General features: G+C 55.3%; 16 protein-coding genes, 1 tRNA gene, 1 pseudogene and 1 riboswitch. Of the genes and pseudogenes, 7 read left to right on the forward strand and 11 right to left on the reverse strand.

Features of this window, described 5'->3' with window-relative positions:
• Window positions 1–24: 24 nt before the first annotated feature.
• A complete protein-coding gene (locus tag PGR91_RS12765; RefSeq protein ID WP_172970798.1) occupies window positions 25–558 on the reverse strand; it encodes a UpxY family transcription antiterminator in 534 nt (177 codons plus the stop codon).
• A gap of 710 nt (window positions 559–1,268) precedes the next feature.
• On the opposite strand from PGR91_RS12765, the gene PGR91_RS12770 reads away from it, so the two are divergent.
• The 3 genes from PGR91_RS12770 to PGR91_RS12780 are packed head-to-tail and all read left to right on the forward strand — an operon-like array spanning window position 1,269 to window position 3,714.
• Window positions 1,269–1,943 carry a FadR/GntR family transcriptional regulator gene (locus PGR91_RS12770; protein WP_259336745.1) on the forward strand — a complete coding sequence of 225 codons (675 nt, stop codon included), beginning with the start codon at window positions 1,269–1,271 and terminating at the stop codon, window positions 1,941–1,943.
• Window positions 1,944–1,988: 45 nt separating this feature from the next.
• Entirely contained in the window at window positions 1,989–3,173 is a 1,185-nt protein-coding gene (locus PGR91_RS12775; protein ID WP_118657261.1) for an MFS transporter, read from the forward strand.
• Between the two features lie 7 nt (window positions 3,174–3,180).
• Entirely contained in the window at window positions 3,181–3,714 is a 534-nt protein-coding gene (locus tag PGR91_RS12780; RefSeq protein WP_101573993.1) for a methylated-DNA--[protein]-cysteine S-methyltransferase, read from the forward strand.
• Between the two features lie 28 nt (window positions 3,715–3,742).
• On the opposite strand, the gene PGR91_RS12785 is transcribed toward PGR91_RS12780, so the two are convergent.
• Together PGR91_RS12785 and PGR91_RS13620 are read right to left on the reverse strand one after the other, a co-directional pair.
• Entirely contained in the window at window positions 3,743–5,140 is a 1,398-nt protein-coding gene (locus tag PGR91_RS12785) for a threonine/serine ThrE exporter family protein (RefSeq protein ID WP_055205105.1), read from the reverse strand.
• Window positions 5,141–5,283: 143 nt separating this feature from the next.
• A riboswitch (cobalamin riboswitch) is annotated at window positions 5,284–5,484 on the reverse strand.
• Window positions 5,485–5,997: 513 nt separating this feature from the next.
• A pseudogene (locus PGR91_RS13620) lies at window positions 5,998–6,279 on the reverse strand (hypothetical protein); the annotation flags it as partial.
• 248 nt (window positions 6,280–6,527) lie between these two features.
• On the opposite strand from PGR91_RS13620, the gene PGR91_RS12795 reads away from it, so the two are divergent.
• Complete coding sequence (locus PGR91_RS12795; RefSeq protein ID WP_055205103.1) at window positions 6,528–8,906, forward strand: ABC transporter permease; 2,379 nt, start codon at window positions 6,528–6,530, stop codon at window positions 8,904–8,906.
• A gap of 126 nt (window positions 8,907–9,032) precedes the next feature.
• On the opposite strand, the gene PGR91_RS12800 is transcribed toward PGR91_RS12795, so the two are convergent.
• Window positions 9,033–9,105: transfer RNA gene (locus PGR91_RS12800), tRNA-Gly, on the reverse strand.
• Window positions 9,106–9,273: 168 nt separating this feature from the next.
• Window positions 9,274–11,061 carry a translation elongation factor 4 gene (gene lepA / locus PGR91_RS12805; protein WP_101573965.1) on the reverse strand — a complete coding sequence of 596 codons (1,788 nt, stop codon included), beginning with the start codon at window positions 11,059–11,061 and terminating at the stop codon, window positions 9,274–9,276.
• Between the two features lie 61 nt (window positions 11,062–11,122).
• On the opposite strand from lepA, the gene PGR91_RS12810 reads away from it, so the two are divergent.
• On the forward strand, window positions 11,123–11,989 hold the full coding sequence (locus tag PGR91_RS12810; RefSeq protein WP_118657243.1) for a UbiA-like polyprenyltransferase: 867 nt from the start codon (window positions 11,123–11,125) through the stop codon (window positions 11,987–11,989).
• A 313-nt stretch (window positions 11,990–12,302) separates the two neighbouring features.
• Here PGR91_RS12810 and PGR91_RS12815 read toward each other — a convergent pair whose 3' ends face one another.
• From PGR91_RS12815 to recG, 3 genes are all read right to left on the reverse strand, one after another.
• Window positions 12,303–13,307 carry a hypothetical protein gene (locus PGR91_RS12815; RefSeq protein ID WP_055205100.1) on the reverse strand — a complete coding sequence of 335 codons (1,005 nt, stop codon included), beginning with the start codon at window positions 13,305–13,307 and terminating at the stop codon, window positions 12,303–12,305.
• A gap of 41 nt (window positions 13,308–13,348) precedes the next feature.
• The gene (locus PGR91_RS12820; protein ID WP_259336746.1) at window positions 13,349–14,170 is read right to left on the reverse strand and encodes a DUF3108 domain-containing protein; all 822 of its coding nucleotides are present in this window, start codon (window positions 14,168–14,170) and stop codon (window positions 13,349–13,351) included.
• Between the two features lie 96 nt (window positions 14,171–14,266).
• The gene (gene recG, locus PGR91_RS12825; protein ID WP_118657244.1) at window positions 14,267–16,378 is read right to left on the reverse strand and encodes an ATP-dependent DNA helicase RecG; all 2,112 of its coding nucleotides are present in this window, start codon (window positions 16,376–16,378) and stop codon (window positions 14,267–14,269) included.
• 77 nt (window positions 16,379–16,455) lie between these two features.
• Here recG and ispG point away from each other — a divergent pair, with 77 nt between their 5' ends.
• A complete protein-coding gene (gene ispG, locus PGR91_RS12830) occupies window positions 16,456–18,051 on the forward strand; it encodes a (E)-4-hydroxy-3-methylbut-2-enyl-diphosphate synthase (protein WP_118657245.1) in 1,596 nt (531 codons plus the stop codon).
• 7 nt (window positions 18,052–18,058) lie between these two features.
• Here the strand turns inward: ispG and PGR91_RS12835 are convergent, their stop codons facing one another.
• The 3 genes from PGR91_RS12835 to rbsK are packed head-to-tail and all read right to left on the reverse strand — an operon-like array spanning window position 18,059 to window position 20,758.
• Window positions 18,059–18,760, reverse strand: coding sequence for a hypothetical protein (locus tag PGR91_RS12835; RefSeq protein ID WP_118458268.1), 702 nt, complete (start codon window positions 18,758–18,760; stop codon window positions 18,059–18,061).
• A gap of 43 nt (window positions 18,761–18,803) precedes the next feature.
• Window positions 18,804–19,805: a GRP family sugar transporter gene (locus PGR91_RS12840; protein ID WP_118657246.1), complete on the reverse strand. Its 1,002-nt coding sequence runs from the start codon at window positions 19,803–19,805 to the stop codon at window positions 18,804–18,806.
• Between the two features lie 26 nt (window positions 19,806–19,831).
• Window positions 19,832–20,758: a ribokinase gene (rbsK, locus tag PGR91_RS12845; RefSeq protein WP_118458272.1), complete on the reverse strand. Its 927-nt coding sequence runs from the start codon at window positions 20,756–20,758 to the stop codon at window positions 19,832–19,834.
• A gap of 290 nt (window positions 20,759–21,048) precedes the next feature.
• Here rbsK and PGR91_RS12850 point away from each other — a divergent pair, with 290 nt between their 5' ends.
• Window positions 21,049–22,221 carry an FN3 domain-containing metallophosphoesterase family protein gene (locus tag PGR91_RS12850; RefSeq protein ID WP_055205095.1) on the forward strand — a complete coding sequence of 391 codons (1,173 nt, stop codon included), beginning with the start codon at window positions 21,049–21,051 and terminating at the stop codon, window positions 22,219–22,221.
• The last annotated feature ends 87 nt before the right edge of the window (window positions 22,222–22,308 follow it).

Consider the following 22,308-nt stretch of genomic DNA (forward strand, 5'->3'; position numbering starts at 1 on the left):
TGAACGGGATGAAACGACCGCTGTCTATTCGGATAAAATTTCGATCAGATCGGGATTGACTTCAACCGCGACAGCCAAAGTATTGGGCAACTCTATCACCAGCCGTTTGGCCTTTGCGCCTTTTACCTTCATAAATATGCCTTCAATTCCATCAAACGGCCCTCCGTGAATTCGGATTCGGGTTCCTTTATCGATATTCAACTCCTGAGGCGTAAAATAAATGGGACGTTCCGATCCTTTCACCGCATTGATAAACTGTTCCATCTGGCTGTCGGGAATAATAAGAGGTTCTGCCTGTCTGCCGCCCCGGCGGTACCGATATTGGAAATAATTATCGGCTTCCAAAAAAGGAGCTAAAACTTTTTCGGTAGAATGAACGAACAGCAAATCCCATATTACAGGAACGTAAGCGCGTATTTTCTTACCATTTCGATTTTTAATCTCGCAACGCATAGGAACGAATGTTTCGACAGAAGCTTTATCGAGACGGTCCCGCGTATCCGATTTGCGATTATACAGAAAACGCATTACATACCAAACGAGTCGTTCTTCCTCCATGCATTGTGACATTCGAATTCTCTCTGCTTTCAGGCTTAATCATCGCTAAATTTGAGCTATGGACATAACTCTGAATCCCCTAATATCACCTATATCACTAATACTAAGGTCATTGGAAACTAAAATTCTAAATACGCACTTTCGTATCAGTATCGTTTCTTTGTAAGAGACGGCACTTTATGGGTACAAATATTGGAAATATAAATCTAACGGCCAAATATTCCATTATCATTTATAGCTATTTCGCGCGTTTTTATGTATTACTAACACATTGATTTATATAATTATATACGTGACTTTCAAATCGCAACAGCATTTACTCCGGAAAAGTTCGGAATACGTTATCGAATCGACGATCCCATTGCCCAATTTATATATCTCTTATCCTGAATGATGTATAAACGCTACTCTCTCATTGTTTATTACACTTGTTTACAGTATTTTATTATTCCATGCCGTCTCTTACAAAGAAACATCCTAAACCTATAAATTACCAACAGCGATCCGCAACAAAGAAAACATTGATACCCAGCCCTTGGGGATCATCCTGCATCTCTTTCGTATAGATTCCGGGATTCGCTTTTAAAGCTATTTTTCGCATTCGGTTATCGAAAACGAGCCGCCGCCATTATAATGATTTTGGAGGAAAATACCGGAAAAATTCTCCGGTTCCGAATAAACGGTTATCTTTGCAAGAAACATCAGATGATATGATGAAAGAGCGACCGGATTCGGTCATACGGAAAAGATCGCTGGCCGAAGAGTTGGCCGAACGGCTCCGCCAACGGATTACGGACGGGCAATTCGAGGTAGGCGAAAAACTGCCGGCCGAGCCGGAACTGATGCGTATTTTCGGCATCGGCCGTTCGACGGTGCGCGAAGCTGTGAAGATACTGGTTAACATGGGGTTCCTGAAAGTGCAACAAGGAGCCGGGACGTTTGTCGAGAGCCGGGCGGCGGCGGACGACCCGATGGCGCAACGTCTCCGCCGTGCCGACATCCGCGACCTGGACGAAGTGCGGAGAATACTGGAGGTCGCCATCGTCGAGCGGGCTGCCGGACGGCGTACGGAGCAGGATATCGAAAAGATCGAAAGATTCCTTGCGGAACGCGGCGCGACGGCAGCGGCGGGGCGGTTGGAGGCGTGTATCGAAGCGGATATCCGGTTTCATGTCGCTTTGGCGGAAGCTACGCACAACGAGATTTTGTACGAACTCTACCGGTCGGCGACCATCCACCTGCAAAAAGGTTTCGAACACATTTACGTCGATACGGGCTATTTTCTCGCATCGCAGCCTACGCACGAACGGTTGGTACGGGATATAATCGCCCGGGATGCCCGGAAGGCGCTGCATACGATCGGCATTATCCTGAAAGAACCGTAACCCATGAATACGAACTCCTCCTGCGCGCGGCCGCTCCGTAATCCGATGAACCGGACAGTTTATCCGATCCTGTTGATGGTTTGCACCACTCATCTGCTCAACGACATGATGCAGTCCGTCATTCCGGCGGTCTATCCGCTTCTCAAAGAGAAATTCGGCTTTACATTCGCACAAATCGGCGTCATCACGCTGGTTTTTCAGATGACTTCGTCGCATTTGCAGCCTTTCGCCGGACGTCTGGCGGACCGTCATCCGAGGCCCTACTCGCTAGCCGTAGGGATGTGTTTCACGCTGGCCGGACTGCTCGCGCTGTCCGTAGCCCCCGGCTTTGTCTTTATTTTGGCGGCGGTCGGCCTGATCGGCTGCGGTTCGTCGGTTTTCCATCCCGAATCCTCGCGGGTAGCGCAGCTCGCCTCGGGCGGGCGCAAAGGACTGGCACAGTCGATCTTTCAGGTCGGCGGCAACGCGGGAAGCGCTATGGGGCCGTTGTTGGCGGCTTTGATCGTGATTCCGTTCGGTCAGGCTTCGATCGGCTGGTTCGCATTGGCCGCGCTGCTGGCTATTTTCATACTTATTAAGATCGGGAACTGGTACAAACGGCGGCTGGCCGTAGCGGCACGCAAGACCGTCGCAACGGCGGCGGCGCCGGCTCACGGACTTACGAAGCGAAAAATCCGGGCCGCGCTCATTATCCTGGGCGTATTGGTATTTTCGAAATATTTTTACATCGCCTGTATGACCAACTATTTCACGTTCTTTTTGATGGATAAATTTTCGATGTCGGTACAGAGGGCGCAGTACTGTCTTTTCGCATTTCTGGCGGCTTCGGCGGTCGGAACATTCTTCGGCGGGCCGCTGGGCGACCGCATCGGACGGAAATACGTGATCTGGGGTTCCATTCTGGGGGCCGCTCCCTTCACGCTGATGCTTCCCTATGCCAACCTGGCCTGCACCATCGTACTGGCGGTCGTGATCGGCCTTGTCATCTCGTCGGCGTTTTCGGCGATTCTGGTCTATGCGACCGACCTGATGCCGGGAAAGGTCGGCATGATCGCCGGAGTATTTTTCGGACTGATGTTCGGGCTGGGGGGACTCGGTTCCGCCTTTTTCGGCTGGCTGGCGGACAAAACCAGCATCGAGTATATTTTTCAGATCAGTACGTTGTTGCCTTTGCTGGGTGTAATAACGGGCTTTCTGCCTAATATCGAATCGAAGAAAACCAATAAATAAATCAGCGATGCAGTACACTTTTAAATACCGGTCGCCCCTCGGCGGGATCACGATCGCAGCCGACGACGAAGGCCTGACAGGGCTGTGGTTCGACGGGCAGAAATACTTTGCCGACACGCTGTCGGCCCGGCACGAAGAGAAAATGCTGCCGGTATTCGGGCAGGTCAGGGAATGGTTGGACTGTTATTTCGGCGGCGGCATCCCCGGTTTTACGCCGCCGGTGCACCTACAAGGTTCGCCGTTTCGGCTCGCCGTCTGGGACGTGCTGCGGCAAATCCCGTACGGGGAAACCGTCACTTACGGGGAGATCGCGCGGGAGATCGCCCGGCGACAGGGAGTACGGAACGTATCGGCGCAGGCCGTAGGCGGCGCCGTGGGGCACAATCCCGTCAGCATCGTCGTGCCCTGCCACCGCGTCGTCGGGAGCAACGGAAGCCTGACGGGTTATGCGGGCGGCATTACGCGGAAAGTGCGGCTTCTGAATCTCGAACGGGCGGAAATGTCGGGATTGTTCGTTCCGAAAAAAGGGACCGCATTGTAGGCGGCCGGCCGCTGTCGCGTCTTCTCGTTTAGCCGATGTCCGTCAGGTTGACGAACTTACCGTGCAGCCTGCGCCGCTCGATGAGCAGTTTCAACTGTTTTTGACGTTTGGGAGTGATCCAGCGGCGTGCAAAAATGTTCGGGATGGCCACGCCGATAGCGATGCAAAGGATCATAAGCGAGGCCTGGATGGCATTGTTCATCGCTACGGTGACTTCGCCCACCACGCCGCGCATATCGATGAAAGCAAACAGCGCCCGATACATCAGCACGCCCGGGATCATCGGGATGACGCTGGGAATCGATAGGCAATGGTGAGGGGTGTGGAACCAATGCACCGCCCGCGTTACGATGATGCTGATAAGGGCCGAGCCGACCAAAGAACCGATTACTGGACCCATGTCCAGTCCGATATTGTGGTTGCTCGGGCCAAGATTGACAAAGTTGCGGGAGCAAACGGCGATGACGCCTCCTACGGCCACCACCCAGAGCAACCGGCGCGGGATATTGAAGATCATCGAAAATCCTACGGCCGATATGGCGGCCGCTACGGCGAATTCGAAATAGGTGTGATGCGGCGTCATGCTCAGATCCTTCACGAAGTTGTCGATCCCGCAGACGTGGATGGCCAGCGCGATGCCGAACGACATGGCGACCACGATGAGCAATGTATTGACGGCCCGTGTGATACCCACCTGCACGTAGTTATCCAGCATGTCGCTTACAAAATTAATCAGCGGGACGCCGGGGACGATGAAAAGAGCGCAGGCCATCAGCGGATGCCACGGCGTATCGGAATGGAGAACGGCATGGAGCGGTCCGGGCAGTGCGAGCGTCGATATAAACGTGGAAACCCATGCCAGCAACGTTGAGACGAAGGCGGCGACGGCAATATTCATAAAGTGATTGGAACCCAGATCATTGAGCACCGCACGCAAGCGGAACCCCAGGATAGCGGCCACCGAAGCGTAGAAGAAGGCCGGCCAGTCGCAACCGAACTGGATGCAGAACCCGCCGCAGGCGAATCCCGCGCCGACGGCTACCTGCCAGGGGGTGTAGTTACGTTTGCGGGTACGGATTTTTTCCAGCTCCTCCTCGTATTTTTCCAGCGAATAGTCCTCGCGGATGGCTCTCCAGGAGAGTTTGCTGACGGCGGAAATAGCAGTCATGTTGATGCCGTGTTTTTCGCAACTCTGGAATTTGGAAAACGAATGTTCTTCGTCGCCCAGGTTTACCATCAGCATGTTGTAGTTGATGTAAATATGCAGGTGTTCGTCGGGCAGTCCCAGGTAGGCCGCCGTGCGTTTCATGTTGCGCATGATGCGGCTCGTGTCCGCCGCGCTTTCCATCAATAGCTTGCCCGTACGCAGCAGCAGGTCGAGCTTCCGGTGCAAAAGTTTTTCCGAATACTGTGATGTCTTTTCCATAACCGCCTCTCTTTACATCCGACAAACCGGCATTGCCGTGCCGGTGTTCAAAAGTTCCACTACGACGCTGACATACTTTCTCATCCGTATATTTCTCAAAACGAGGATAATTTTTTTCGCTATTTTTCTAAACCCACGAGCAAAAACAGCCTTTTACGAACGGCAGGTCTTCTGACTGACTCCCGCTTTGAAACCTTCCCGGCCCCTTTCGAAACCAGTGGTATCGTATGATCAAAGCGTAAACGGAGCTTCACAGCAGCGGGACTGTCCGGGATTTTCACCCGATTCCCTTTTAATCCGGACGACAGAAAAGCGCCCCCGGAACCGATTCCGAGGCAAAGATAAGTTTTTAAAATTAATTAAAATAGATCCGCCGCGATATTTTAGGGCAACCTGCGAACTTTTTCGGGCGAGAAAGGCAAATAAAAAACTCCCTTCGGGAAGAGCGTTTTTCGAGGTTTGCGCGCCGGGACGGTCGCCGGAAAAGGTCATTCGGATTTGCCGATATATTCTTTGACGACCTCCCCGAAGATTTTAAGTCCTTTCTCGATCCGGTCTCCGGGTATATTGGAATAATTGATCCTGAGGATATTCTCTTTATGCTCGTTCGGAAAAAAGAGCTGCCCGGAACGAAAGCTATTTTTTTTCGAGGCATTTGTTTAAAATTTCGCGCGCCGAAATCCCTGTCGGAAGTTCGATCCAGATAAATAGTCCGCCTTCGGGCCGAATGAATCTTATGTTCGCGGGGAAGTAACGTTCGATGGATCCGACCGCAACGTCCCTGCGCCTTTTGTACACTTCGACTATCTTTCCGATATGCCGGTCGATGTCGTACCGTTGTAGATACCGGACGATGGTCATCTGGGCCATCGTATTGCAGGTCGGTTCCCTGTTTGACCAACCAGGACGTACTTGCGGATAACGTTCTTGTCTCCGGCGATCCAGCCGATCCGGAATCCGGGGCAGAAAATTTTAGAAAAACGTCCCGTGCACGGGACGTTGCCGGTCGTGTCGAAAGACTTTACCGACGGCAAAGACGCTCCTTCGAATCTTAGCTCGCCGTACGGATTGTCTTCCTGTACCGCGACGCCGTATTTCGAGGGCAGTCCGGCCAGTTTCTTGCGTCTTTCCAGGCTCCACGTTTTTCCATCCGTTCATTTTCAATCCATCCGACTTCCGAGCAGGTTCTTAACACTCTTTTGCCCTCATCTGTAAAGGATTCATTCAACAGTGTCCATTAATTTTACACACCCGGATCGAACCACACAACATAAAATCCTGTATTACAAACATTAGCACATCGCGGCATTATTTTCGAACATTGCTGTATCGATTGAAAAAGCACTCCGCCGGATCCAAAGCGGAAAAATAAAAACCGACGACCAATATGAGGGATCTGAACATCGCCATACGCTCGCTCTTCAAAAGGGGACGGCATAACGTAACAAAAATCGTCTCGCTGAGTATCGGATTGGCCATCGGTCTGGTACTGATTGCCAAGATCTATTTCGAACAATCCTACGACTCGTTTTATCCGAATGCGGATAGGATCTATCGTTTGACGGGCTACACGAGCAACGAAAACGAGTCGAAGGTCAGCGAATCCGTTTCGGCAATCGTCGCTCCGACCATGAAAGAGGAAGTACCGGGCATCGAAGCCGCAACCCGGCTGACCCATATCGGCGGAGACAGGAACAAATTCATAACGTCCGATAAGCGGCGCTACTCGATCGGCGGCATCCTGATGGCCGACAGTTGCCTGTTCGACGTGCTGCCGCGTCCGGTACTGTCGGGCGATCCGAAAAAGGTATTGGCCCGGCCCGGCTATGCGATGATTTCGCGCTCGTTCGCCGAAAAGCTCGGAGGAATCGACCGGGCAGAAGGCACGGTCATCGCTTCCGACAACAAACCGGAGATGACGCTGACCATCGGAGGCGTATTCGAAGATCCGCCGGAAAACTCGCACTTGCGCTACGACGTACTGGTCACATTGGAGGAAGCGGACGACGGAGGCTTCCTGGCCTGGTTCGGCCGCCACTACCTAACCTATGTGCTTCTGTCCCCCGGCGTCACGCCCGAAACCCTGCGTCCGGCCATCGACCGGATGCAACAAAAACACATCGTCCCCCAAGCCCTGCAAAATGCCGGCGTCGACCGATTGGCATTTTTCCTGAAACCTATAAGGGAAGTGCATACCGGCGAAGCCAATATCCGGAACATGACCGTCATGCTGGCGATCCTCGCTTTCGCGCTGCTGTTCACGGCCGTGATGAATTATATCCTGATTGCGATCTCGGCGATCGTGAACCGTAGCAAAGAAATCGCCCTGACTAAATCGTACGGCGCATCCGGGACCGACATCCACCGTATGACGATGTCGGAAACGCTGGTACATATGATTCTTTCGCTCACTCTGGCCGTCCTGCTGATCCTCGCGTGCCGGGACACCGTCGAAGGATTGCTGAACGTTTCGCTTGCCGCCTTGTTCTTCTCCAAAGGAGCTTTCATCCTGTCGGGCATTTGCGCCATTGTATTTTTCGTAACCGGGTTCGTCCCCGGCATGCTGTTCGCCCGCATTCCGGTAGCGTCCGCCTTCCGCAATTTCAAGGAAAACCAGCGGCATTGGAAGCAGGGATTGCTGTTCATGGAATTTACGGCCTCGGCGCTGCTGGTTTCGCTGCTGATCGTAATCGGCGAACAACACCGGCATATGCTGAACAGCGATCCGGGATACTCGTACGATCGCCTGGCTTACTGCGCGGTCACCGATCTGGATTCGACGGCTCGAACGATGTTGACCGACGAAATCGAAAAACTTCCGGAAGTGGAACAAGTGTCTTCCTGCATAAGACTGCCGTTCGGCCAAATGCCGGGCGGCGCGGCGATGTTACCCGGCACGGACCAGACCTGTTTCGAGATCGCCGATCATTTCCGCGTCGGCGACGGATTTCTGGCCCTGATGGAAATTCCGGTCGTCGAAGGACGTTCGTTTACGGAAGAAGTATCCCATTCCAATGAAATTATGGTAAGCCGCTCTTTCGTCGATCGGATGAAGGATTTCGCGGATTGGCCCGACGGTGCGGTCGGCAAGCGGATCTCGATCACGGGGCACGAGCAGAGAGACTTTACGATCTGCGGCGTATACGAGAATTACCGCATCGGATCGTTGGCCGGCAACCTGGACGATCGGCCCTCCGTCATGCTCTACGGCCGCCAGGATCGGCGCATTCCGTCGAGATACCTGCTCGTGAAGTTTCGCAGGATGACGGCGCAAGCCGTAGAAAAAGCGGATTCCAGATTGCAAGAATTGATGCCGGATGCGGAACTGGAGCTGACGCTTTACTCCTCGAGAATAGCCGGACTGTACGAGAGTTCGCGTATGCTTTGGATCTATGTTACGATCGGAGGTCTGATTACGGTAATCATCTCGCTGATCGGCCTAATCGGTTATACGAATGATGAGATCAACCGCCGCCGCAAGGAAATAGCCATCCGCAAGATAAACGGCGCATCGGTACGAACCATTCTCCGGATTTTCCTCGGGGACATTCTGAGGATAACCCTCCCGGCAGCCCTGCTGGGTTGCGGCATTTCCTACTTCGTTTCGGAATACTGGCAACGGCAATTTGCCGAGAAAGTTCCGCAGAACCCTTTGTTTTTTATCGCGGGCGGCCTGAGCGTTTGCATCATCGTCACCGCCTGCGTGGTTTACCGCACCTGGAAAGTAGCCAACGAGAATCCGGTCAACAACCTGAAATCGGAATAAACCAGATTACGTACCCCGGTCTTTTCCTGCTTTTCCTTTCAGGGGCCTAAAAAGAAAAAATCCTTACATATCATTGATACATAAGGATTTTTCTGTCTTTTGCAGCCTCTTTATCAAGGCTTTAAGAGCGGAAAACGAGACTCGAACTCGCGACCCTCAGCTTGGGAAGCTGATGCTCTACCAACTGAGCTATTTCCGCATTGAGCGTTGCAAATATCCGTTTTTTTATCCGTTTTAGCAAGTATTTTCAGACAAAAACAACGCATTTTCTCAAAAAACGGCAACCCGGCTGTCGGCATCCCCGTTTACGAACCGTCGGCGCCGGTACGGACAGCCCGGAAGAAACCGCTTTCCCCGGAGCGAAACGTCAATCCATTTTCAGCACGGCGAGGAACGCTTCCTGCGGAACTTCTACGTTACCGACTTGGCGCATCCGCTTCTTCCCCTTTTTCTGCTTTTCGAGCAGTTTGCGCTTGCGGCTGATATCGCCGCCGTAACACTTGGCCGTCACATCCTTGCGAACCGCTTTGACCGTCTCGCGGGCGATGATCTTAGCGCCAATGGCAGCCTGTATAGCGATATCGAACTGTTGACGCGGAATCAACTCTTTGAGCTTCTCGCACATCCTGCGGCCGAAATCGTAAGCATGATCGACGTAGGTCAGCGACGACAGCGCGTCGACCGGCTCGCCGTTCAGCAGAATGTCGAGTTTGGCCAGCTTGCTCGGTTTGTAACCGGTCTGGTGATAATCGAACGATGCGTAACCGCGCGAAATGCTTTTCAACTTATCGTAAAAATCGAACACGATTTCGGCCAGCGGCATGTCGAAATTGACCTCGACACGATCCTGCGTGATGAAAACCTGGTTGAGCAACGTTCCCCGCTTGTCGATACAGAGTTTGATAACGCTGCCGAGAAACTCGGCTTTCGTAATGATCTGAGCGAGAATATAGGGCTCTTCGATCGAACTGATCAGCGTAGGTTCGGGCAGCCCCGACGGATTGTGCACGTCGATCACTTCGCCCTTACTGGTATGCACCTTGTACGACACGTTCGGCACGGTCGTGATGACGTCCATATTGAACTCGCGATACAGACGCTCCTGAATAATCTCCATATGCAGCAACCCCAGGAAACCGCAGCGGAAACCGAACCCGAGGGCCAGCGACGATTCGGGCTCGTAAGTCAGCGAGGCGTCGTTCAAGTTCAGTTTTTCGAGCGAAGCGCGCAGGTCTTCGTACTGGTCGGTCTCGACCGGGTAGAGTCCCGCAAAAACCATCGGTTTCACATCCTCGAACCCGGCGATGGCTTCCTTGCACGGATTGGCAATCGCAGTGATCGTATCGCCGACCTTGACGTCGGCAGAGGTTTTGATCCCGGAAATAATATATCCCACGTCGCCGGTACTCATCATGTCGCGCGGAGCCATCTTGAGTTTCAGTACGCCCACTTCGTCGGCCGAATATTCGCTGCCGGTATTGAACAGCTTGACACGCTCGCCCTTGCGCAGCGAGCCGTTGAAAATCCGATAATAGGCGATGATGCCTCGAAACGGATTGAACACCGAGTCGAAAATCAGCGCCTGCAGCGGAGCCTGCGGATCGCCTTGCGGAGCCGGAATACGCTCGATAATGGCTCCGAGCACCTCTTCGACGCCCTGTCCGGTCTTGCCCGAAGCGGCCAGAATGCTGTCGGGATCGCACCCGAGCAGGTCGACGATCTGGTCCTTCACCTCGTCGACCATCGCAGCGTCCATGTCGATCTTATTCAGCACCGGAATAATCTCCAGATCGTGCTCCAGCGCAAGATACAGGTTCGAAATGGTCTGAGCCTGAATCCCCTGCGTAGCATCGACCACCAGCAACGCCCCCTCGCACGATGCGATCGCACGCGATACCTCGTACGAGAAATCGACGTGCCCCGGAGTATCGATCAGGTTCAGCACGTACTTCTCGCCCCGATAGGCATACTCCATCTGGATCGCATGGCTCTTGATGGTGATCCCCTTCTCCCGCTCCAGTTCCATATCGTCAAGCACCTGCGCCTGTAACTCGCGAGCGGTCAGCGTCTTGGTCATCTCCAGCAAACGGTCCGCCAACGTGCTTTTACCGTGGTCGATATGGGCTATGATACAAAAATTCCGGATATTCTTCATACATTCTTTTTAAAGCTACGCAAAGTTAGTTATTTTTGCGAATCCTGAAAAAAACACCCTTATGATTCGTCCGCAAACCGTTTCCCGATACGCCTCGATGGTCAAGTTCAGCCATACGATTTTCGCCATGCCGTTCGCGCTGGTCGGCTACGCCTATGCGCTGCAAACGACCGATGCGGAATTTTCGCTGCTGCTGCTCGTAAAGGTACTGCTGGCAATGGTGTTCGCCCGCAACACGGCGATGGGATTCAACCGGTATGCCGACCGGCGGATCGACGCGCTGAACCCGCGCACCCGCAACCGGGAGATCCCGGCGGGCATAATCACCCCGCGCCGGGCGCTGATCTTCGTGATCGTCAACGCAGCGCTGTTCCTGGCCGTCGCGCTGTGGATCAACCGGCTGGCATTTTTCCTCGCGCCGGCAGCACTGCTGGTGCTGGTCGGATACAGTTTTACGAAACGTTTTACGGCCTGGTGTCACATCGTGCTGGGCGTCGCGCTCGGAATCGCTCCGGTGGGCGCTTACATCGCGGTAACGGGCGAAATAGCCGTCTTCCCCGTCCTGCTGACCGGACTGGTCATCACCTGGTGCGGCGGGTTCGACGTGATCTACGCCCTGCAGGACGTCGAGTTCGACCGCAGTCATTCGCTGCACTCGATCCCGGCGCGTTTCGGCGTACGGGGAGGCATCCTGATCAGCATTTTGCTGCACCTGATCAGCGTTTACGCGGTCGTCGTCGCCGGACTGTATTACGGGGGCGGCACGCTGTACTGGATCGGCGCGGGACTGTTCGTCGGATTGCTGATCTTCCAACACCTGCTGGTGTCTCCGAAGAACCTCTCCCGGATCGGTCTGGCATTCGGAACGACGAACGGCATTGCCAGCGTCTGCTACGCCGCTTTCACGATCGCCGACCTGTGTTTCTAAAACGCTTCTGCCGGAAACATACGCCGGCCGACGGCAAATAAACGAGCCGGCCGGACAAAACCTGTCCGTTCCGAGAACTCCCGAACGAAAGGATCGTCCGCGCCTTTCCCGTAGAATCGTCGCATTCCGATCTTCCCCGGCAAGTCTATGGGCAGAGACATCTGCAAAGGAGAAAAAACCGATGCAACGCATATCCCGCCTCCGCGGCCCGACCTTTGTTTCCCGAGTATCCCCCCGAACGAACCTACAAAAAACGAGGCGGGAAGCCGTATCGACTTCCCGCCCGTTTCTATATGATTATTCTTCTTTTTTTCTATCGCAGCGAAATCTCGCTGGAACCGATCATATGCCCGTCGGTATAGATCTTGACCTGGTATTTCCCGCTGGTAATCCCCGGCCCGTTATAGAAGAGACTTACATTCAGATCATTGTTCTGGTAATCTACCGAACGCATCGCCGAATAGGTGATCGAACTGCCTTCGAAATCGAACAGCGCGTTGCTGCCGTTCACCAGCGGATAGCCGTCGGGGCCGATGATCTGCGTATAAACGTTCCGCTCGCCCGGCGTGGAGAGTTCGTTGCCTACCAGCACCAGATCGACCCGGAGCCGTTCCGCGCGGTTCGCACGCGACACTTCGCGGTCGGACTTACTGAGCGCCACGAGGCGTATGTCGCGCGCCCGGATTACGGAACCCTGCCGCACCTTCGTCGACAACTCCTGCGATTTCTCCTCGGCCGACTCGGCGCGCAGGCGGTAATCCAGGATTTTCTTTCGGATCGAGCTGTTTTCGCTGACCAACTTTTTATTGATCGTATTGAGCGAATCGATCTGACGGATGTACCCGGTCATCACCTCGCGCATATAGGTCATTTTTTTCTCGTATTCGCGGATTTTCGCATAGCTCAGACGGCGCTCCTTCTGCAGGGTCTGCAACAGCGAATCGGCTTTCTGCCGTTCGCCCTCGTAATGAACCGAAAGCGTATCGTTCAGCGTTTTCAACGTGTCGTAATCGTTCAGCAGCGAAGTGAGCTGACTGGTCAGCGTATCCCGTTCGATAGCGAAATCCTCTTGCATCTGCTTGACCTGCATAAAGTAGATCGCCGACAGCGCCACCAGGATCACCGCCATGATGATAATCATGATCTTCAATCCTTTGACCGACTTGTTCGGGCCGCCGCCGTCGTATCCAGGATCGTAATTGTTGTTGTAATCGTAATTCGGGCCTCCGTAGTTCTGGTTGCCATAGTTTTGGTTACCGTAGTTCTGATTCCCGTAACCCTGGTTATTGTACGGCTGCTGTTGATTGTAATCTTCCATAACGTCAAAAGATATCTTTCAGTTGCAAATATAATAACTTTTTAATTTATTTTGCTATCCAGCGGGTATTTAAGATTTTCGTACTTCAGCAGCCGCGCCCGGATCGAACCGACGCGGATCGGCGACTCGACGTAAACCGGAATCCGGTTGCGGTCGTCGGTGATCCACAGCGTGAACTCGTTGCCGTCCTCAAACGACTCGCCGGTCGAAGTGGCCATCTGGCAGCGGAACTTCAGCGTCCGGAATTTCCCGGTACCGCGGACATTCTTGTTCTCGCGTCCGAGCAACTTGTAACGGATCACGCGGATCGTATCCTCCAGCACAAGGTTCATCGTCCCGGCTCCGCCGGCCTTCTCCAACTCGCTCAGATCCGACCCGCGCAGATTGAAAAAAAGCGCCAGCGCATCGTAACTGCCGTCGATGAGCTTCAGTTGTTTGTGGTTGCTGTTCTCGTTCTTATGGTTCCGGAAGGTATTGTTCACCACGTACTGCTCCCAGTCGTAAACAAAACTGCTGGAATAGCGGTACTTGCCTTCGCGGATCTCGGTCTGCAACTCCAGCGGACGCAGCGTTACGGAATCCAGAATACTGACATACTGATCGTTCAAATCGAAAAACCAACGGTAAAACGGATAGGTCTTGCCGAGCGCATCGACCTGAAAAGCCTGCTGCCCCTTGTAATCCTTCGAAGACGTGGCGATAATCACTTCGGCCACGTCGGTCATCACGAACGACACTTTGTAACTCACCGCATATTCCAACCGTTCGCCGTCGCCGAACGCCCTGCCGTCGAACGCATCCTGCGCCCGAAGTTGAACGGCCATCGCTACGGCCGACACAAACAGATAAAAAAATCGTCTCATAACATTTTCCCCACGGTTCAATTCTCCGTAACCGGATCCGCAATCACCCGACTGCGCGTACTCCGTCCTAAAAATAACGGATAATCGCGCCGAAAGTTATGAAATCATGCTGAAATCCGTCTCTTTTTTCGAAACATATTTTGCCGCCAATTCGCATAACAGCTTGTTTTGCGGCTTCGCAAGCTCAGGATCGTCGGCCAGCACCCGTTCGGCCGCATCGCGCGCCAACGTCAGGATCTGCCCGTCCTTACCCAGCGACGCTATCTTCAAATCAAAGGCCAAACCGCTTTGCAGCGTCCCGGAAAGATCGCCGGGACCGCGCAATTGCAAGTCCATCTCGGCCAATTCGAAACCGTCCGTCGTCCGCACCATCGCCGCGAGCCGCTTGCGCGAATCGGACGATAGTTTGTCGCCGCTCATCAGAATGCAGTACGACTGTTCGCCGCCGCGTCCGACACGCCCGCGCAACTGGTGCAACTGCGACAGTCCGAACCGCTCGGCGCTCTCGATCACCATGATCGACGCATTGGGCACGTCGACGCCGACCTCGATCACCGACGTGGCGATCATGATGTGCGCGACGCCCTGCTTGAACAGGTTCATGCCGTAGTCCTTGTCGGCCGGCTTCATCTTGCCGTGCACGACCACCGTCACGTACTCCGGCGGCGGGAACGCCTGCGTAATACCGGCATAACCGTCCTCAAGGTCTTTATAATCCATTTTTTCGGATTCCTTGATCAGCGGATAGACGATGTAGACCTGACGGCCTTTTTTAATCTCGTTGCGGATGAAACCGAACACCTGCAACCGGTGCGCATCGCGGTAGTGCAGTGTCCGGATCGGCTTGCGGCCCGGCGGCAGTTCGTCGATCACCGACACGTCCAGGTCGCCGTACAATGTCATCGCCAGCGTACGCGGGATCGGCGTGGCGGTCATTACCAGCACGTGCGGCGGCCGGCGGTTTTTGTTCCACAGCCGCGCCCGCTGCTCGACGCCGAAACGGTGTTGCTCGTCGATCACCACGAACCCGAGGTTTTTGAACTGCACCGTATCCTCGATCAGCGCATGGGTCCCGACCAGAATATGCACGTCGCCGGAAAGCAGGTCTTCGGCCAACGCCGTCCGCTCGCTTTTCCGGGTCGATCCGGTCAGCAACTCCACCCGCACGCCGAGTCCGTCGAGCATCCGCAACAGCGTGGCATGATGCTGCGTCGCGAGAATCTCGGTCGGCGCCATCAGGCAGGCCTGAAAACCGTTGTCGCATGCCAGAAGCATACTCATCAGCGCGACGAGCGTTTTGCCGCTGCCCACGTCGCCCTGCAGCAACCGGTTCATCTGGTGGCCGGTGACGGTATCCTGCCGGATTTCGCGGATTACCCGCTTCTGCGCTCCGGTCAGCGGGAACGGCAGTTTTTCGTTGTAAAAACCGTTAAAAAAGCGACCGACCGCCGGAAACAGAAACCCGTCGTTACGGGCTTTCCGACCGCGTTGCTCACGGAGTATATTCAGTTGGATGCCGAACAGTTCTTCGAACTTCAGCCGGTATTCGGCCGCCCGCAACGCCTGCTGCGAAGTCGGAAAATGGATGTTGTACAGCGCGTCGCGCAACGGCACCAACCCGTAACGGCTCATCACGTCCCCGGGCAGCGTCTCGCGCAGATGTCCCTCGACCTGCGGCCACAGATTGCACATCAGCGTATAGATCGCCTTCGTGCCCAGTTGCCCGTTGTTCAGCTTTTCGGTCGTACTGTACACTCCCTGCACTTCGGCATGGAAACGGTTCGCCTGTTCGAGCACGGATTCCACCTCGGGATGCACGAGGTTCAGCGCGCCGTTGAAAAAAGCGGGCCGTCCGAAAATAATGTATTCGCGCCCCGCTTCGAGCCGTTTTTCGATCCAGTTGATCCCTTTGAACCACACCAGTTCGGCCGTACCGCTACCGTCGGCAACGACGGCGATAAAACGCTTCTTCGGCCCGGAACCTACATGCTGGAAACCGGTGATGCGTGCCCGGAGTTGGATATAAGTCAGCGAATCGTCGGCGATCTCGCCGATGCGCCAGATGCGGCTGCGGTCGATGTAACGGAACGGAAAGTAGTAGAGCAGGTCGCCGAGCGTGCGGATACCGAGCTCCTTTTGCAGCAGCAGGGCGCGCCGCTCCCCCACTCCGGTGAGAAACTTGACGTCGTTGTCGAGAATATAACCCATCTTCCGTCGCGAATTTGGATCAAAGATACCGAATCTGCGGCAGAGTTTCGTAACTTTGCGAAAAATTTAAACGCTACATGGAGAAATTTTGCGATTCGCTGACCCGGTACAGCCGGCGGGAAACCGTTGCCGTTCAGATAGGAAACACCGCTATCGGAGGCGACAACCCGATCCGTATCCAGTCGATGACCAATACCGACACGAACGACACCGCCGCTTCGGTCGCGCAGACCGAACGGATCGCCGCCGCCGGCGGCGAAATCGTACGCCTGACGGCGCAGGGCCGCCGCGAGGCCGAAAACCTCGGCGCCATCCGCGCCGAACTCGACCGGCGCGGATGCCGTGTTCCGCTGGTGGCCGACATCCATTTTCTGCCGTCGGCGGCGCTCGTCGCGGCGGAGCATGTCGAGAAAATACGGATCAACCCCGGCAACTTCAACGACAAGGGCGGTCAGTTCGACGAACTGCTGGCCATCTGCAAAAGACGGGGAGCCGCGCTGCGTATCGGCGTCAACCACGGTTCGCTGGCCCCGGCCGTCATGGAGCGCTACGGCGATACGCCCGAGGGAATGGTCGCCTCGGCGATGGAATTCTTACGCCGCTGCCGCGCGGCGGCGTTCGACCGGGTGGTGCTATCGGTCAAATCGAGCAACGTCCGCGTGATGGTGCAGGCCTACCGGATGTTGGCGGCGGCCATGCGCGCCGAGGAGATGCGCTATCCGCTGCACCTGGGCGTCACCGAAGCGGGCAACGACCGCGAAGGACGGATCAAGTCGGCTGCGGGCATCGGCGCGCTGCTGGCCGACGGGCTCGGCGACACGATCCGCGTTTCGCTGACCGAAGCCCCCGAACGCGAGATTCCGGTGGCGCGGATGCTGGCGGACTATTTCGCCGGCCGCGAAAACCATGCGCCGATCCCTGCCGTAGACGAATCCCTGTATTCGCCTTACAGCTACCGCAAACGCCCGTCCGAAAAAATCGGCGGTATCGGCGGCGACGCACAGGTTGCGATCTGGAGCGAAATCCCGGCCGCCGTCCGCGAAACGCTGTTCGAAGCCGATATCCGGACGGTCGACCGGATTCCCCGGGGACGCATCGTGCTGCTGAAAACAAACAACCTCAACGGCATCGCCGAGCAGCGGGCCGCGCTGCTGACGATGGCCGGACGCGGGCTGACCAACCCGGTCATTATCCAACGCACGTACGACGAAAGCGATCCGGAAGTTTTACAAATCAAAGCGGCGGCCGATCTCGGCCCGCTGTTCCTGGACGGATTCGGCGACGCCATTCGGATCGAGAACCTCAATCCGGCCATCCTGCAGAGCGAAATCGACGCACTGAGCCTCGACATCTTGCAAACGGCGCGGGTACGCATTTCGAAACCCGAATACATCGCCTGCCCGAGCTGCGGACGGACATTATACAACATCGAAAAAACGCTGGCCGCGATCAAAGCGCGCACCGGACACCTGGTCGGCGTGAAGATCGGCGTGATGGGGTGCATCGTCAACGGACCCGGCGAAATGGCCGACGCCGACTACGGTTACGTAGGCTCCGGCCCCGGACGGATCACGCTGTACAAAGGCCGCGAAGTGGTACGCCGCAACATCCCCGAAGAGCAGGCCATCGACGCGCTGCTCGAACTGATCGAGAAGTCGCAAATGGAACGTTGATTCCCCCTTACTTTTTTTGCGGCTCGAAGACTTTGAACAAAGCGCGGTCCTTGCGCAGGGCCGCCTGTTTTACTTTATCAGCAAAAGATTTCATATTATCGGGAAACTGCTTACAGTCGAGCAATTCGACACACCGGTCGAACCTGCCGATTTCGCGGCACAATTCGGCTTTGAAAAGACGGTCTTTGTCCCGCGTCGAATCAAGTTCGTCGATAAATTTCGACGCATAAAGAACAAATACATTGCGTAACCGATCGTACGAAGCCTTATCTCCGCTGCGGAGAAAATCGTTATAAGTATGCCAGATACCCCAGTAAGCTATTTTTTTGTCCCCGATCAACGGAAACGCTCTTACCCACTGACTAAAATTAAGCGCTTTCGTATACTCTTTTTCGACCTTGTCGGCCTGCTGCCGTGAAAGCTCGCAATGATTGTCTTTCGGATAGAAAAATTCTCCGCACGCCGGACACTGCACAAACGACGGCACCGACGGCAGCATCGGCGCATCGAGCTTCCCATCCGACCATAGCGTCGAATTAAACGTATTGCCCGAACTCCAACTAATTTCGCGCAAAATATGACCGCACTTCGGACATTTGACGAATCTATCGGCGTCGTAAACGGTAGCATGTGCGTCGCTACACACCATCAACGACAAAAGCAACTCGATAAATCCCAGGCAAAATAACTTTTTCGCAATCGTTCTCATCGGAATCTATTTTTAGGCTAGTGTTTCGATGCCAGCTTTCCGCTCAAGCCCCCGCGTAGATCAGGAACCCGAGTCCGACGATAAACAGAACGAACATCCAGGCATTCAGTCGGTCGGACGCTTTCGGAGCGCCTTTGAACTCTTTCCAGACCAGGATACCCCACATGGCGGAGACCAGCGTGGCTCCCTGCCCCAGTCCGTAGGAAATCGCAGCCCCGGCCTGTTCCGAAGCGATCATGCTGAACGACTGACCGACGCACCAGATCACACCGCCCAAGATACCGACCAGGTGCGTCTTCGCACTGCCCCGGAAATAGCCGCCGATCGAGATCGGCTCGCCCTCGACCGGACGTTTCATCGCAATCGTATTGAAGATAAAGTTGCTGGCGAACACTCCCACGGCAAAGACGAATACGGCCGTATAGGGCGTCAGCTTCCCGGGAGCCGGATCGGCAAAATTCGTAAGATCCATCGACGCCGCGACGAAACGGTAAAAGAAAGCCATGATTACGCCCGCTGCAATCGAAATCCCGATCCCCTTGGCGGGAACCTTCTTCGAGCCGGTCAGCATTTTCCGGTAGGCCAGTCCGTTCAGTACGATGGCTACGACGATCAGCGCCACCCCGATGAAAATGAACAACGGCGCGCCCTTCGCGGCCCCGAAATAGTTGACCAGCACGCCGAGCACCAAAGCCAGCCCGATCCCGACCGGGAACGCCACCGACAGTCCGCAGATCGCGATAGCCGCCGCCAGCAGAATATTCGCCGCATTGAACACCACGCCGCCGAGCAGCGCGCTGCCGATATTGCTCCAGTCGGCCTGCGCCAGATCGGGCAGGAAACTGCGCCCTTCGGAGCCGACGCTACCGAGCGTAAAGGCCGACAGGATCGAAAACAGCAGCAACCCGATCACATAGTCCCAGTAAAAATATTCGTAACGCCAGGCTTTGGCGGCCAGTTTCTGCGTATTTCCCCACGATCCCCAGCAGATCATCGTGACGACGCAGAAAATCACGGCCAACGTGTAATTGTTTACGATATACATAATTTCGTTTTTAAAAGTTCGACATCCTACGGAACGAAACGATCGACTTCGCTGCGATACGGAATCGACGACTGCGCCCCCATGCGAGTCACCGAAATCGCCGATGCGCGGCTTGCGAAACGCACGGCTTCCTCAAGGCTTTTGCCTTCGGACAGCGCGACGACCAGCGCCCCGTTGAATACGTCCCCGGCTGCCGTCGTATCGACCGCCCGCACTTTCTGCGCCGGAACCGCTTCGTCGAACCGGTCGTTGCAGATATACGCTCCGCGCGAACCGAGCGTGATAATCACGTTCTGCACGCCCATCGCCCGGATACTGCGGGCCGCTTCGGCTTCGGTCTCGGCATTGTGGATCCGGATACCCGTAATGATCTCGGCCTCGGTTTCATTCGGCGTAATCAGGTAAAGACTTTTGAGCAATTGCGGCGACAGCGCGGCGCCGGGAGCCGGATTGAGCACCGTCCGCTTGCCGCGCTTGGCGGCTTCGGCGGCTACGTATTCGATCGTCGTCATCGGCGTTTCGAGCTGCATCAGCACGATATCGCAATCATCCAACGCCGTTTCGGCCTTGGCCACGTCCAGCGGCAGCAAATTCGCATTGGCCCCGGAAGCCACGACGATCGTATTTTCGGCGCGGCTGTCGACAGAAATCAACGCCACCCCCGACGGATTATGATCGTCGATGAACACGAAACGGGTATCGATGCCCTCCTGAGCCAACTGCTGGCGGGTGGTGATGCCGAACATGTCGTTGCCGGTCTTGCAAACGAAAATCACGTCGGCCCCGAGCCGAGCCGCCGCAACGGCCTGGTTGGCCCCTTTGCCGCCGGGATTCATCAAAAAAGTTCCGCCGAGTACGGTTTCCCCCGGCCGCGGCAGGTGTTCGGTTCTGACCACCATATCGGTATTGGTACTGCCGACCACCAGAATTTTTCCTTTTCTTAACCCATTCATCGCGACACTATTTTAGATTGATTTGATAAAGTTAAACTCTATTTTCCGAAAAAGCAACCCGGACGCCGAATATTTAAACTCCCAAAAAACGGACCGATTGTAAAAAGCGACCGCCGGGACAGCTTTTCCGCACCGTCCGTAGCATCCGCTTCCGGACGCCGCCGAGAGCGGAATTCCGGTATTTTGCCGCGGGAATTGGATTTTTCCGGCCATTTTTGCTAATTTTACCGATCCGTGCAAAAGGCCTGCCGCCTTTGCCCGGACAAATCCAACCTGAACAACAACCCGTCATGAAAAAATTTTGCATTTTACTTACCGCGCTTTTCCTCGGCCTGTCGGCCGGAGCGCAAACTCCGTTTCAGATCACCTTCGGCCCCTATCTACAAAACGTGACGGCCGACGGAGCCACCGTAATCTGGGGAACCTCCGCCGACGCGCTGTCGTGGGTCGAAGCCGCACCCGACGGCGAAGACCACTTCTACGCCGAAGAACGCCCGCAGTATTACCAGACCAAGCTCGGCAAACGGACGGTGGGACGACTGCATACGGTGCGGATCACCGGACTGAAGCCCGCCTCGTTTTACCGCTACCGAGTATGCTCGCGCGAAGTGACCGAACTGCAACCGTACAAAGTCAGCTACGGACAGACGATCTGCTCGGACGTCTACCGCAAAAAACCGTACCGCTTCAAAACGCGGGACGCCGCGCAGCAAAGCGTATCGTTCACCGTGGTCAACGACATCCATGAAAACAGCGACATGCTGGCGACGCTGCTGTCGGACGTCAAAAAAGAGCAGCGCGACTTCGTCTTTTTCAACGGCGACATGGTCAACAACATGAGCAGCGAACAACAACTGATCGACGGCTTTCTGCGCCGTTCGACCGAACTGTTCGCCGCCGAAATCCCGTTCCTGTTCGCACGCGGCAACCACGAAACGCGCGGCCTGTTCTCGGATCATTACCTCGACTACTTCCCCACCCCGACCGGCGAACCGTATTACGCATTCCGCCAGGGGCCCGTATTTTTCGTCGTGATGGACGGCGGAGAAGACAAGCCCGACAGCGACATCGAATATTACGGGCTGTCCGACTTCGACCGCTACCGCGCCGATCAGGTGGCCTGGCTGAAGGAAACCGTCGCGAGCGAAGCGTTCCGCACGGCCCCGTTCAAGGTGGCGATCATACACGTTCCGCCGGTCAACAGCACGTGGCACGGGCCGCTCGACGTCAAGAAGCATTTCCTGCCGGTGCTCAACGACGCCGGGATCGACCTGATGCTGTGCGGCCACCTGCATTCGTACCACTACCTGCCGGCCGGCCAAACCGAATGCGATTTCCCGGTGCTGATCAACTCGAACGACCGGGCGGTCGAAGTCGAAGCGACGGCCGACGCACTGAACCTGAAGGTCAAAGATACTAAAAAACAGGTTGTTCAGGAACTGACGCTGAAAGCCAAACAATAGCCGGCCAGCCGAAAAGACATGGAGCCGTCACTCGAAAAAAGAAGCCGTATTCTGTCGAAGAATACGGCTTCTGCCGTATATGCGGAC

Origin of the sequence: Candidatus Alistipes pullistercoris, assembly GCF_027665465.1 — a bacterium.
In the GTDB taxonomy this organism is placed as follows: domain Bacteria; phylum Bacteroidota; class Bacteroidia; order Bacteroidales; family Rikenellaceae; genus Alistipes_A; species Alistipes_A hominis.